15 protein-coding genes and 1 pseudogene are annotated in these 12,058 nt (G+C 63.3%); 7 read left to right on the top strand and 9 right to left on the bottom strand.

The genetic code is table 11. The annotated features are described in order from the left end of the window. Positions 1-698: amidase (locus CWO89_RS32090; protein WP_245476676.1), on the bottom strand; the 698-nt coding region annotated here is incomplete at its 3' end. Between the two features lie 11 nt (positions 699-709). Then, positions 710-1,915 (bottom strand): ABC transporter substrate-binding protein, encoded by a 1,206-nt coding sequence (locus CWO89_RS32095; protein WP_130582509.1) that lies wholly within the window; start codon positions 1,913-1,915, stop codon positions 710-712. Positions 1,916-2,028: 113 nt separating this feature from the next. Between CWO89_RS32095 and CWO89_RS32100 the strand changes: the two genes are divergently transcribed. Then, entirely contained in the window at positions 2,029-3,006 is a 978-nt protein-coding gene (locus CWO89_RS32100; RefSeq protein WP_245476677.1) for a sugar-binding transcriptional regulator, read from the top strand. Here CWO89_RS32100 and CWO89_RS32105 read toward each other — a convergent pair whose 3' ends face one another. Both CWO89_RS32105 and CWO89_RS32110 read right to left on the bottom strand, forming a co-directional pair. Beyond that, entirely contained in the window at positions 3,007-3,969 is a 963-nt protein-coding gene (locus CWO89_RS32105) for a D-2-hydroxyacid dehydrogenase family protein (protein ID WP_130582511.1), read from the bottom strand. 219 nt (positions 3,970-4,188) lie between these two features. Further along, positions 4,189-4,380: a hypothetical protein gene (locus CWO89_RS32110; protein ID WP_130582512.1), complete on the bottom strand. Its 192-nt coding sequence runs from the start codon at positions 4,378-4,380 to the stop codon at positions 4,189-4,191. Between the two features lie 254 nt (positions 4,381-4,634). Here CWO89_RS32110 and ettA point away from each other — a divergent pair, with 254 nt between their 5' ends. From ettA to CWO89_RS32125, 3 genes are all read left to right on the top strand, one after another. Then, positions 4,635-6,284 carry an energy-dependent translational throttle protein EttA gene (ettA, locus tag CWO89_RS32115; RefSeq protein ID WP_130582513.1) on the top strand — a complete coding sequence of 550 codons (1,650 nt, stop codon included), beginning with the start codon at positions 4,635-4,637 and terminating at the stop codon, positions 6,282-6,284. Between the two features lie 108 nt (positions 6,285-6,392). Beyond that, a complete protein-coding gene (locus CWO89_RS32120; protein ID WP_130582514.1) occupies positions 6,393-6,977 on the top strand; it encodes a TIGR00645 family protein in 585 nt (194 codons plus the stop codon). Between the two features lie 103 nt (positions 6,978-7,080). Further along, positions 7,081-8,313: a lytic murein transglycosylase gene (locus CWO89_RS32125; RefSeq protein ID WP_463702041.1), complete on the top strand. Its 1,233-nt coding sequence runs from the start codon at positions 7,081-7,083 to the stop codon at positions 8,311-8,313. Between the two features lie 81 nt (positions 8,314-8,394). Here the strand turns inward: CWO89_RS32125 and CWO89_RS32130 are convergent, their stop codons facing one another. Together CWO89_RS32130 and CWO89_RS32135 are read right to left on the bottom strand one after the other, a co-directional pair. Further along, complete coding sequence (locus CWO89_RS32130; RefSeq protein WP_130229897.1) at positions 8,395-8,676, bottom strand: hypothetical protein; 282 nt, start codon at positions 8,674-8,676, stop codon at positions 8,395-8,397. Positions 8,677-8,916: 240 nt separating this feature from the next. Continuing rightward, the gene (locus tag CWO89_RS32135; RefSeq protein ID WP_130582515.1) at positions 8,917-9,237 is read right to left on the bottom strand and encodes a hypothetical protein; all 321 of its coding nucleotides are present in this window, start codon (positions 9,235-9,237) and stop codon (positions 8,917-8,919) included. Positions 9,238-9,507: 270 nt separating this feature from the next. Here CWO89_RS32135 and CWO89_RS32140 point away from each other — a divergent pair, with 270 nt between their 5' ends. Both CWO89_RS32140 and bfr read left to right on the top strand, forming a co-directional pair. Then, on the top strand, positions 9,508-9,771 hold the full coding sequence (locus CWO89_RS32140; protein WP_130582516.1) for a (2Fe-2S)-binding protein: 264 nt from the start codon (positions 9,508-9,510) through the stop codon (positions 9,769-9,771). 133 nt (positions 9,772-9,904) lie between these two features. Then, positions 9,905-10,390 (top strand): bacterioferritin, encoded by a 486-nt coding sequence (gene bfr, locus CWO89_RS32145; protein ID WP_130582517.1) that lies wholly within the window; start codon positions 9,905-9,907, stop codon positions 10,388-10,390. 58 nt (positions 10,391-10,448) lie between these two features. On the opposite strand, the gene CWO89_RS32150 is transcribed toward bfr, so the two are convergent. Together CWO89_RS32150 and CWO89_RS32155 are read right to left on the bottom strand one after the other, a co-directional pair. Beyond that, entirely contained in the window at positions 10,449-11,045 is a 597-nt protein-coding gene (locus tag CWO89_RS32150) for an MSMEG_1061 family FMN-dependent PPOX-type flavoprotein (protein ID WP_130582518.1), read from the bottom strand. 86 nt (positions 11,046-11,131) lie between these two features. Beyond that, a complete protein-coding gene (locus CWO89_RS32155) occupies positions 11,132-11,377 on the bottom strand; it encodes a DUF2188 domain-containing protein (RefSeq protein ID WP_130582521.1) in 246 nt (81 codons plus the stop codon). A gap of 145 nt (positions 11,378-11,522) precedes the next feature. Here CWO89_RS32155 and CWO89_RS32160 point away from each other — a divergent pair, with 145 nt between their 5' ends. Beyond that, positions 11,523-11,789, top strand: a complete 267-nt coding sequence (locus CWO89_RS32160; protein WP_130582519.1) for a DUF2277 domain-containing protein — start codon at positions 11,523-11,525, stop codon at positions 11,787-11,789. 18 nt (positions 11,790-11,807) lie between these two features. Here CWO89_RS32160 and CWO89_RS32165 read toward each other — a convergent pair. Beyond that, positions 11,808-12,058: pseudogene (locus CWO89_RS32165) on the bottom strand (collagen-like protein); the annotation flags it as partial.

Here is a 12,058-nt window from a genome sequence, read left to right on the forward strand (position 1 = left end):
GGCTGGACAGCAGCCAACGCGGGATCGAACGCGCCGGCGAAAAGGCATGCATCCGGGATCGAGCGGGCCAACAGTCCGACATGTGCCATCCGCGGCACCAGCACATTCGATCCCGCCATCGACGTGAATCCCAACGAGGGCTTGAACGCGAATGCCCCGCAAAACGACGCGGGCAGGGTGATCGAAGCGGTATGCTGCGTGCCGAGCGCCAGCGGCACCATGTGGTCGACGACTGCGGCCGCAGAACCCGCCGACGACACGCCCGGCGAGCGCGACAGGTCCTTGGGATTGCGGGTCGGGCTCGGATGGTACATCCCGAATTCGGATGTCGCGGTCTTGCCGACAATGATCGCGCCGGCGCGGCGCAGCGCCGCCACGGCATCCGCATCGGCGTTTGGCCGCCGGCCGCGAAGCGTATCGCTGCCATATTCGGACGGCATGTCGGCGGTGTCGAATACGTCTTTCACCCCGATCGGCAGGCCGTGCAGCGCGCCGAGTGGCCCACCTGATGCGCGGTGCTCGTCCGCACGCCGGGCCTGCTCGCGCGCCCGTTCCGCATCGAGGAAAGCCCACGCCTTGACCTCGGGCTCACGCGCGGCGATCCGGTCGAGGCAGGCATTCATCAAATCGAGCGCGCCTATGTCGCCCCGCTTGAGCCTGTCGGCCAGCCTGCTGGCCGACAGGTAGTTTGGAGGCATTGAGTCGGTCATCATCGAACCGAGGCCGTGATGCTGCAGCCGGATTCGGCCGCCGGGCGGAACGCGGTCGCGGCGGAAACGGTGGCGATCCGCTCGTAATAGTCCCAGGGCTGCCGGCTCGCCGCCGGCGATTTCACGCGATAGACGCCGAGATCATAGGCGAGGCGGCCGTTCTGCCGCACGACTGCCTGCCGCCCGAACCGATCGACCGGAAGCTGGCGCATCTCGGCATTGACGATCGCGGCATCGTCGCTCTTGGCGCTTCTCGCGGCCTTCAGGAAATGCAGCACGCCGGAATAGACGCCGGCCTGTTCGCGCGTCGGCATTCGGCCGTGTTCCTTCAGGAAGCGCAGTGCGAAGTCGCGAGTGCCGTCGCTGTCATCCCAATAGAACCCCGTGGTGATGATGAGCCCCTGCGCCGCTTCGAGGCCGAGGCTGTGGACGTCGGTGACGAAAGCGTGGAGCGCTGCGATCTTCTGCGTGCGCATGATGTCGAACTGGCCGGCCTGCTTGATCGCATTGACGGTGTCGGCACCGGCGCTCGCGAGCGCCACGACCTGCGCGTTCGAGCTCTGGGCGCGCAGCAACAGCGAGGCGAAATCGGCGGTGTTGAGCGGATGGCGCGCGCTGCCGAGCACTTTGCCGCCGCGCTCCTGCACCACGGCACTGGCGTCTTTCTCCAGGTCGTGGCCGAACGCATAGTCGGCAGTGAGGAAGAACCAGGACTTCTGCCCCTGTTCGGTCAGCGCCGCAGCCGTGCCGCGCGCCAGCGCGTAAGTATCGTCGGTCCAATGGGTCACGTAGGGCGAGCAACGTCCGCCGGTGATCTCGACGCTGGCGGCACCCGATACCAGGAGCGACCGCTTCTTCTCGGTCGCGATCGTCATCAGCGCGAACACCGCGCCCGAATGCGGCAGGTCGACAATGGCGTCGACGCCTTGCCGGTCAAACCATTCGCGTGCGATGGCTGAGGCGACGTCCGGCTTGTTCTGATGATCTGCGGTGATGATCTCGATCGGGACCCCGTCGATCGAGCCGCCAAAATCGGCAACCGCCATTCGCGCGGCCTTGATCGAGCCCGGCCCGCCGACATCGGAGACCACGCCGCTTTGATCGCCCATAACCCCGATGACGATCTTATTGTCTGAGAATTGAGAGAAGGCTGGCGACGTGAGTATCGAGCTAAGTGCAATTGAAATCAGGAGTTTTCGGTACATTTCGCTGCTCCGCGTGAGGTGCGGCGGAGCCTAACAATCCGCTGCTACACATATGTGACAATATTGGTGCATATGTGACTTGGCTAAGCGACGAAGATTCGATGGGGAACAGCGTGACCAGACAGGCGACGGAAATCGAAACGTTCGGGCCGGAAGTGGAGAACGGGGACGCGTTGGTCGCCCGCATCTGCTGGCACTACTACAAGGAGGGGCAGACCCAGGACGTCATCGCACAGCACCTGAAAATCACGCGGAAGCGGGTCAACCAGATCCTGGGAGAGGCGCGGGAGCGCGGCGTCGTCCAGATTTCAATTGCCAGCCCGTTCGGTCCTTGCAGCGAACTTGAGGCCCGCCTCGCTGCACGCTTCAAGCTGCGCAACGCCATCGTCGTGCCCGCGCCGATTGGCGACACCGATGTCCGCAACCTCGTCGGGGCCGCCGCCGGCCACTACATCTCCGAGCACCTGCCGCCCGCCGGGACTCTCGGCATCACCTGGGGCGGCACCATCAACATGGCCGCGCAAAATCTGCGGCGCCGTTCCGGCGACGGCTGCCGTGTCGTTCTGTTGTGCGGCGGGCTTGCCGAAAGCACGGCGATCAACCCTTACGACAACGCGGCGATGATGGCACGCGCGTTGGGTGCGACATGCTACTACGTGACCGCGCCGATGTTCGCGGCAACGGCGCAGCTTCGCGATGCGCTGGTTTCCAGCGAGCCGGTGCGCTCGGTTCTTGCAATGGTCGCGGAGCTGGATATCGCCCTGTTCAGCGCCATCGATCTGTCCGAACAATCGAAAGCGCTGGAATATGGCGTGATATCGCGCGAGACGTGGCAATCGCTGCGCGACGCCGGCGCCGTCGGCGATATCTGCGGCCACTATCTCGACAAGGACGGCAACGCGGTGACGCATCCCCTGACCCGGCGCGTGATCCATCCGCCGATGCGCGATCTGAAGGCGGTACGCGAGCGCATCCTTGCCGCCGGCGGTCTTCAGAAGCTCCCGATCATCAGCGCAGCAATCCGCGCGGGGCTGGCCGATATCCTGATCACGGACGAACGGGTCGCGACCGCTCTCTGCGAGGATCGGTGATTACGCCAATCGCCGCGGCGGCTCGCTGCCCTTGGTCCAGGCATCGATGCACTCGACCATCTGGCCGTAGTGGATCCCGAGGCTCTCCTGGGTCGCGTAGCCGAGGTGCGGGGTGAGCACGAGGTTGTCGAGCCTGCGGAAGGGATGGTCGGCCGGCAGCGGCTCCACCGAGAACACGTCGATGCCGGCGCCCGCGATCTTCTTTTGCGTAAGGACTTCCAGCAGTGCGTTCTCGTCGACGATCGGCCCGCGCGCAGTGTTGACGAGATAGGCCGTCGGCTTCATCCGCGCGAGATCGGCGGCACCCACCAGGCCGCGCGAGCGCTCGCTCAGCACCACATGGATGGTGACGATGTCGGCGGTCGCAAACAATTCCTCCTTGCTGGCATAGCCGACGCCGGCCTCCTTGCATTTCTCGGCCGTCAGGTTGGGGCTCCAGGCGTTGACATTCATGCCGAACGCCTGCGCGAGCTTCGCCACCCGGGTGCCGAGCTTGCCGAGCCCGACCACGCCAAGCGTGCGGCCCTCGATCTCTACGCCAGCAAAAGTCTGCCAGGGCTCGCCGGCATGCATCCGCGCGTTTTCCCGGCCGATGCCGCGGGTGAGTTCCAGGATCAGGCCGAGCGTCAGCGCCGCGGTCGGGTCGCGGCTGTATTGCGTGCCGCACAGCACCACCTTGTGAGCCTTGGCGGCGTCCACGTCGATTGCCGCATTGCGCATGCCTGATGTCAGCAGGAGCTTCAGCTTGGGCAGCGCCGCGAACAGCGTGCGCGGGAATGCGGTGCGTTCGCGCATCGCGCAGATGATCTCGAAATCGGCAAGCGCGCTCGCGGCCGCCGCCTCGCTCGCAAACGGCTCCCTGAACACGGTGATGTCGATGCGGTCCTTGATCCCTGACCAGTCCGCGATCGAAAGTGACAGGTTGAAATAGTCGTCGAGGATTGCACAGCGCAGCCGCGTCATCGATGAATCCGTCTCTGGCGAAAGGACGGCGAAAATACCGTCGGGGGATATCGCCATGGTTGCGCGCAATCGTCGGGTCGCGCAAGCGGAGTTCGGGAAACGCCGGCTTCAAATATCCGACAGGCTCAGAGCATGATCCGGAAAAGTGGATACCGGTTTTCCGAAAAGATCATGCTCAAACAAAGAGATGAGATCATGATCCGATTGCTTCTAATCGGATCATGATCGCAACCGGCTTCTGTGCTTGGCGCGCCAGGCCGGCCCGGGTCCGCGCATATAGTGCAGTTCCGGCCGGTAGGGGTTGAATGCCCTGGTGAAGAACTGGCGCCAGAAGACGCGGAGTTCGGCGATGATCTTCGCAAGGCCAGTGCGGCTGGCCCCCGGGGCGGGCAGGGACGTGCTTGTTGCCATGACACAGCCCTCCTGTTGGTCATGCGCGGCTTAGCCTGCGCAAAATGCCGTTTTCGACGCTGAAAACGAGATTTCGCCCGATTTATTAAAAGATGGTTTCAATTGTCGTCATCCTCCGTACACATGGTTTCAATCCCGTATTCATCGGGGTGAACGGATGGAAAACGCGCGGTGTGCGGTTGCGCTTTGAGGGCCCGGCGGCTACATCGGCGGCAGCAAAATTTCCACAAATCCTGCCGATTCCAGGGGACTCAATGGCCCGCCAGTTCGTCTATTTCATGCAAGGTCTGACCAAGAGCTACCCGACCCGCAAGGTGCTCGATAACGTCCACCTGAGCTTCTACCCGGACGCCAAGATCGGCGTGCTCGGCGTCAACGGCTCCGGTAAATCGACGCTGCTCAAGATCATGGCCGGCATCGACAAGGACTATACCGGCGAAGCCTGGGTCGCCGAGGGCGCCCGCGTCGGCTATCTCGAGCAGGAACCGCACCTCGATCCCAACCTCACCGTCCGTGAGAACGTGATGCTGGGCGTCGCCAAGCAGAAGGCGATCCTCGACCGCTATAACGAGCTGGCGGTGAACTACTCGGATGAGACCGCCGATGAGATGACCAAGCTGCAGGACGAGATCGAGGCCCAGGGCCTCTGGGATCTCGACAGCAAGGTCGACCAGGCGATGGACGCGCTGCGCTGTCCGCCCGACGACGCCGACGTCTCAAAGCTCTCCGGCGGCGAGCGCCGCCGCGTCGCGCTGTGCCGGCTCTTGCTCGACCAGCCCGAGCTGCTGCTGCTGGACGAACCGACCAACCATCTCGACGCCGAATCTGTGTCCTGGCTCGAAGGCCATCTGCGGCAGTATCCCGGCGCGATCCTGATCGTCACCCACGACCGCTACTTCCTCGACAATGTCACGGGCTGGATTCTCGAGCTCGATCGCGGCCGCGGCATTCCCTATGAGGGCAACTATTCCTCCTGGCTGGTGCAGAAGCAGAAGCGGCTCGAGCAGGAGGGCCGCGAGGACGCGGCGCATCAGAAGACGCTGGCGCGCGAGCAGGAGTGGATCGCATCCTCGCCCAAGGCTCGCCAGGCCAAGTCCAAGGCGCGTTACCAGCGCTACGAGGATCTGCTCAAGAAGGCGAGCGAGAAGCAGACTCAGGCCGCGCAGATCATCATCCCCGTCGCCGAGCGGCTCGGCCAGAACGTCGTCGATTTCGAAGGCCTGACCAAGTCGTTCGGCGACCGCATGCTGATCGACAATCTCACCTTCAAGCTGCCGCCCGGCGGCATCGTCGGCGTGATCGGTCCGAACGGCGCCGGCAAGACCACGCTGTTCCGCATGATCACCGGGCAGGAGAAGCCCGACCAGGGCACGATCACGACCGGCGAGTCCGTCCATCTCGGCTATGTCGATCAGTCGCGCGACGCGCTCGACGGCAGCAAGACCGTGTGGGAGGAGATTTCCGGCAACAACGAGCTGATCCTGCTCGGCAAGCGCGAAGTGAATTCGCGCGGTTATTGCTCGGCCTTCAATTTCAAGGGCGCCGACCAGCAGAAGAAGGTTGGCGCGCTCTCAGGCGGCGAACGCAACCGCGTGCATCTTGCCAAGATGCTGAAGTCGGGCGCCAACGTGCTGCTGCTCGACGAGCCCACCAACGACCTCGACGTCGACACGCTGCGCGCGCTCGAAGAGGCGCTGGAGGATTTCGCCGGCTGCGCCGTGATCATCAGCCACGACCGCTGGTTCCTCGACCGCATCGCCACTCACATCCTCGCCTTCGAAGGCGATAGCCATGTCGAATGGTTCGAAGGCAACTTCCAGGATTACGAAAAGGACAAGATGCGGCGTCTCGGCCAGGATTCGATCATCCCGCATCGGGTGAAATACAAGAAGCTGACGAGGTGACGGCAGTCTAGCGACAATTTGCTGCGGCCAGTTGTCGCTTCCCACCACGACGAGATTGCGTAGATATAGCATTCCGCAATCCCAAATCCTGCCACGAGCAAATTCATAATGTCTGCCACCTCCGACGCACCCGTGCCGCCGAAGAACATACCGCTGCGCCCGGTCCCTATGCTGATCTTCGGATCTCGCTGGTTGCAATTGCCGCTTTATGTCGGGCTGATTATCGCTCAGGGCGTCTATGTCGTGCTGTTCATCAAGGAACTGTGGCACCTGTTCGCCCATGCCTTTGATTTCAGCGAGCAGCAGATCATGCTGGCGGTGCTCGGCCTGATCGACGTCGTCATGATCTCGAATCTTTTGGTGATGGTGATCGTCGGCGGCTACGAGACCTTCGTCTCGCGCCTCAACCTGCGGGGACATCCAGACGAGCCGGAATGGCTGAGCCACGTCAACGCCAGCGTGCTCAAGATCAAGCTGGCGATGGCGATCATCGGCATCTCCTCGATCCACCTGCTGCGGACCTTCATCGAGGCCGGCGCACTGACGTCGGGCAAGACCAACTACACTGAGACCGGCGTGATGTGGCAGACGATCATCCACACCGTCTTCATCCTCTCCGCGATCGGCATTGCCCTCGTCGACAAGCTCTCGAATGCGTCGATCGAAGGAGCCAAGCAGTCGGCCGGACATTGAGGGTGCGGCGGCTGTCGTGTCGTGCTAGCATCGCGTGATTAATGTCTGCCTCAAGAACAGGATAGCACTTGGATTGGACCGCTGTGTGAACAGGCCGCCCGTCTTGTCATTCCTCCGTGCGCTTGCCTTCGGCCTCCTGTTCTCGACGTCGCCCTTGGTGCCGTCAGCCCACGCCGCCGATGCCGCCTTCACCCAATTCATCGCCTCACTGTGGCCGGAGGCGCAGGCCGCCGGTGTGTCGCGCGCGACGTTTGATCGTGAGACGCGTGGGCTCGAGCCTGACTACAAGCTGCCTGATCTGATCCTGCCGGGCCGCCCGGCGACCGGCGCACCGTCCCAGGCTGAATTCGTCCAGGTGCCGGCGGATTACGTCAAGGAAGCATCGATCGCGCGGCTTGCCGTCGAGGGGCAGCGGCTGATGCAGAAGCACCGCGCTGATCTCAACGAGATCGAAAATCGCTTCGGCGTGCCGGCAACCGTGGTGCTCGCGATCTGGGGCCGCGAGACCGATTACGGCCGCTACAAGCTACCCTACGACACGCTGCGCGTGGTGGCGACGCAGGCCTATGTCGGCCGCCGCAAGGACCAGTACCGCACCGAGTTCATCCTCGCGCTGAAGATCCTCGGCGAGGGCGCGGTGACGCGCCAGGAGATGCGCTCGTCCTGGGCCGGCGCCACCGGGTTTACGCAGTTTCTGCCATCCGAATACTACAAGCATGGCGTCGATCTCGACGGCGACGGCCGCATCGATATCTGGCACTCGGTGCCGGATGCGCTCGCCTCCGCCGCCCAGCAGCTCGTCAACAAGGGTTGGCAGAAGGGCGTGCGCTGGGCCTACGAGGTGAAGGCGCCGGCCAATGTCGATTGCACCATGGGCGTACCCGAGGTGACGAGGCCGGTCGGCGAATGGCTGGGCGCAGGCTTTGTGCCGGTGCGCGGACAGAAGCTCAGCGCGACGGAACAGGCGCAGCCGGCCTCGCTGTTGCAGCCCGAGGGCATCTATGGCCCCGCATTCCTGACCACGAAGAACTACTTCGTCATCAAGGAATACAATTTTTCCGATCTCTACGTGCTGTTTGTCGGCCATCTCGCCGACCGCATGACGAGCCCGGCGCCGTTCGCGACGCCCTGGTCGGCGACGACGCAATTGCGCACCGCCGATGTCGAGGCGATGCAGCGCCATCTCACGCGGATCGGTCTCTACAAGGACAAACTCGACGGCAAGGCCGGGATGCAGACCCGCGCCGCGCTCGGCGCCTACCAGAAATCGGCAGGCCTGAAGGTCGATTGCTGGCCGAGCGAAGCGGTGCTGCGCGCGATGACGGCGGCGAGGTAGCCGTCGGCGATAAGGGCAAAGAAAAACCCGGCCTGGATGTCGGCCGGGTTTTGATTCAGTGGCTCGATGAGCCGGGTCAGCTTAGTCGCAAACCTGAACGCGACGGAAACGCCAGCCGTAGCCGTCCCAGAAGCGCTCGCGAATCATGCGGCACGGAGCTTCTTCAACGTAGACCGGCGCCGGTGCGACATAGACCGGAGCCGGACGGCTCGCAGCAATCGCGCCACCGAGCAGGGCGCCGCCAATCAGGCCGCCGGCCACGCCGGCTGCGATCTGGCCGTCTCCGGCCTTGGCAGCCGGCGCGACAGCCAGCGAACCGGCAATCGTTGCGACCGCGACGAAGGCAGCTAATGTCTTCTTCATGTCTTGGGCTCTCCTGGATGGCGCCTTCAGCCGACGCCGGGTTTAACGCTTAACGATGACTCGCACGCTGGTTTCGAAATCCCGTGTCGCAAAAAGAGCGCACAACAGTCAATCGAAAGTAAACGTCAGCGCGCTAATGGCCTGAAAAAAACGGTTTTTTCTGGCCATAAGCCGTTCAGCTTCCGGAAAAGCGGGGGTTTTCCGGCATCCTGTGCGAGATTTAATGAAGGTGAATGCGCGTTAATAGCAGACGCGCACGTTGCGCACCCGCCAGCCATAGCCGTCCCAGAAGCGCTGGCGCTGCCAGGCGCAGGGCGGCCCGTACTCGTAGGGGTCGGCGACGTAGTAGCCGGGGCCAGGACCGTAGGAATACCCGGGACCGTAGGAGTAACCGGGACCGTAGTACCCGTTCTGCGAAGCGATCGCCCCGCCGATCAGGGCGCCACCGATCAGTCCGGCCGCGACGCCCGCGGCAACGCCGCGCTGCGCATGCGCCGGAGGTGCTGCCACGAGCGCGCCTGCCAATGCAATGGCGGCAAATCCGAGCAATGTCTTCCTCATGGCCTCACCTTTCTTCAAGTCATCCCTTTTGGGGCACTGGTCCTGACCAGAGTTCCACATTTCCCCTTGACGATCAATCAACGCCGCGGCGGATCGCCCGCCAAGTGATAGCCGGCGTGCCGTGCGATGACGCGGATCACACTTAGAGCCATTCCAATTTACCTCCATCATCAGTTTGGAATTGCTTCAAATTCCGGTTTTTCCCTTTGCGTCGCTTGCTCGCCTTCAATATTTCTTATGTCAGCATCACCGACCGGACCCGCCTCTTCGATGATCGTTTGTTCCTGTAATGTCCTCAGCGACCACGACGTCCGCAGTGCCGTGAGCGTCGGCGGGTCCTTGCCGCGAAATGCCAAGCAGCTCTATGGCTGCCTTGGCTGCAGTGCAGAATGCGGCCGCTGTGCCCGCACCATCAAGACGATCATTAACGAGGCGCTCGGACCGTGCGCCAAGGCCTGCTGCAGCGGCTGCCCGCACAGCCACGAGACAGTCGACGAAGCCGCCAACACTGAGTTCGCGCTCGCGGCCTGCTGATCCGCCGGATTTCCCCAGATCTCTTCCCAGGTGCCCTCCCAGAGGAGGGTTGCTCTTGTCCATAATCTGATTTAGAAGCGTTCTAAAGTTGGAATCGGGCCCGCTTTGGGCCTTTAAGCATTTGGAGTGGACTATGCAGGGCGACCCTAAGGTCATCGAATATCTCAACAAGGGCCTGCGCAGCGAACTCACGGCGATCAACCAGTACTGGCTGCACTATCGCATCCTGAATAACTGGGGCCTCCTGGAGATGGCGAAGGTCTGGCGCAAGGAATCGATCGAGGAGATGCACCACGCCGACCGCTTCACCGACCGCATTTTGTTCCTCGACGGCTTCCCCAACATGCAGGTGCTCGATCCCTTGCGGATCGGCCAGAACGTCCAGGAGATCATCGAGTGTGATCTCGCCGCCGAGATCGGCGCCCGCGCACTCTACCAGGAAGCCGCCACCTACTGCCACGGCGTGAAGGACTATGTGAGCCGCGATCTGTTCGAGGACCTGATGAAGGACGAGGAGCACCACATCGATTTCCTCGAGACCCAGCTCGACCTGATCCAGCGCATCGGCCTTGAGCTCTACACCCAGAAGCACGTCGGCCACCTCGAGAACGAGCACTGAGGCGGGGCAAGGATTTCCACCCTCCCTGAAAGGGGAGGGTGATTACCCGCGCCAGCCGTCAGAGCTGCGGCTCTTCCACCACCGCCTGGCTCTCCGGCTCGCCGAGCGTGGTCTGGTCGTGGATCACTTCGCTGATGCTCGGGAATACCTTGCGCTCGACGCGCGTGTCCGCCGACCACAGTTTCGAGCGCATCAAGGCCTTGCCGCAGTGGAAATAGGCTTCCGTCACGTCGACGCGCAGCACCGCGCGCGGCGGCTTGCCGAATTCCACCATCGAAGCCAGGAGCTCCGGATCGGACGAGAGACGTCCCTTGCCGCCGACGCGCAATGTCTCGTCGATCCCCGGCACGAAGAAGATGAGCTGCAGAAAGCCCGAACCCTCGACGATGTTCCGGAAGCTGTCGATGCGGTTGTTGCCGGAGCGGTCCGGCATCAACAACAGGTTCGGCGAGGCGACGCTGACGAAGCCCGGATTGCCGCCGCGCGGGGACGCATCGACGCTGCCGTCGGAGCCGGAGGTCGCCAGCACGCAGAACGGCGACATGCCGATGAACTTCCTCGCATGCACATCGATCTCTGGCCGCGCCTTCGCGATCACGCGCGCAGTCGGCTTTTGATAGATCGAGGCGAGGTCGGCAGCGGCAAGGTCGGTCACGGGCGATCTCCGGATGTCGTATTTGCGACAAGCGTATCATCGCGAAATTCCGCCGTCATCCCGCGCTGAAAGAGGCATGCTCAGCCTCAGCCGCGATCCTCGACATCCGTCTCGGGGCGGTCGCTGCCGGCGGCGGTCTCGGTGTGCCATTGTCCGTCAGGGGTTTCATACTCGATCGCCTCGGTGCGGCCGGGCACCCGCTGCTCGGCCGCCACACGTCGGGCGGCGGCCAGCGCAGCGGCATGGGTCGCGAACGGTTCGGAGAACACGCCGTCCACGGTGTAGGCCCATCCGCCGTCATGTTCGACGATCTTGTAGATCACATGGCTCATCGGGAACTCGCTTTGCGTTGCGGCCGGGAGGGGTGAAGCCACCGGCGCTTTCATGACAGAATAGGCGATGATGTCGGAATTTCCATGGACCAATCGTCCTTGGGCTAAGGCAACGGACCCGGGCCGCCGGTGACAGGAGTAAAGCATGTGCCGCAACATCAAGACGCTGTTCAATTTCGAGCCGCCCGCGACCGAGGACGAGATCCACGCTTCCGCACTGCAATTCGTGCGCAAACTGTCCGGTTTCAACAAGCCGTCGCAGGCCAATGAAGCTGCCTTCGATCGCGCGGTCGCCGAGGTCTCGGACGCCGCGCACCGGCTTCTCGTTTCGCTACACACCACGGCACCGGCGCGCGACCGCGAAGTGGAGGCGGAGAAGGCAAAGGAGCGCTCGCGGCTGCGGTTCGGGTGAGCCGCGCCGGCTGGCGGCCTATTTCTTGTCCTTGTGCTTCTTCTTTTTCTTGTCCTTGTGATCCTCGTCTTCATCGGGATCGTCGAGGTCAGCGGGTTGCTCGGCCACGGCCGCAGCCAATGCTTCGCGCTCGGCCGCCTCCTGCTCGCGCTGGCGGCGATAGTCTTCCCAGGCGTCGAAGATCATGTGCAGCCACGGCATCACCTGTTCGATCGAAGGCAGTTGCCCGGGCGGGCCCGGCTCGCCGCGCGGACCGGCCGGACCCTGCG

This window comes from Bradyrhizobium sp. Leo170, from assembly GCF_004296405.1.
Taxonomy (GTDB): domain Bacteria; phylum Pseudomonadota; class Alphaproteobacteria; order Rhizobiales; family Xanthobacteraceae; genus Bradyrhizobium.

What these genes read in the sequence shown, in the direction of transcription:
- CWO89_RS32120 (WP_130582514.1), top strand. Translation starts at nt 6,393, where the DNA reads ATGTCTGCCACCTCCGACGCACCCGTGCCGCCGAAGAACATACCGCTG.
- CWO89_RS32155 (WP_130582521.1), bottom strand. Translation starts at nt 11,377, where the DNA reads ATGAGCCATGTGATCTACAAGATCGTCGAACATGACGGCGGATGGGCC.
- CWO89_RS32110 (WP_130582512.1), bottom strand. Translation starts at nt 4,380, where the DNA reads ATGGCAACAAGCACGTCCCTGCCCGCCCCGGGGGCCAGCCGCACTGGC.
- CWO89_RS32135 (WP_130582515.1), bottom strand. Translation starts at nt 9,237, where the DNA reads ATGAGGAAGACATTGCTCGGATTTGCCGCCATTGCATTGGCAGGCGCG.
- ettA (WP_130582513.1), top strand. Translation starts at nt 4,635, where the DNA reads ATGGCCCGCCAGTTCGTCTATTTCATGCAAGGTCTGACCAAGAGCTAC.
- CWO89_RS32130 (WP_130229897.1), bottom strand. Translation starts at nt 8,676, where the DNA reads ATGAAGAAGACATTAGCTGCCTTCGTCGCGGTCGCAACGATTGCCGGT.
- CWO89_RS32160 (WP_130582519.1), top strand. Translation starts at nt 11,523, where the DNA reads ATGTGCCGCAACATCAAGACGCTGTTCAATTTCGAGCCGCCCGCGACC.
- bfr (WP_130582517.1), top strand. Translation starts at nt 9,905, where the DNA reads ATGCAGGGCGACCCTAAGGTCATCGAATATCTCAACAAGGGCCTGCGC.
- CWO89_RS32105 (WP_130582511.1), bottom strand. Translation starts at nt 3,969, where the DNA reads ATGACGCGGCTGCGCTGTGCAATCCTCGACGACTATTTCAACCTGTCA.
- CWO89_RS32095 (WP_130582509.1), bottom strand. Translation starts at nt 1,915, where the DNA reads ATGTACCGAAAACTCCTGATTTCAATTGCACTTAGCTCGATACTCACG.
- CWO89_RS32140 (WP_130582516.1), top strand. Translation starts at nt 9,508, where the DNA reads ATGATCGTTTGTTCCTGTAATGTCCTCAGCGACCACGACGTCCGCAGT.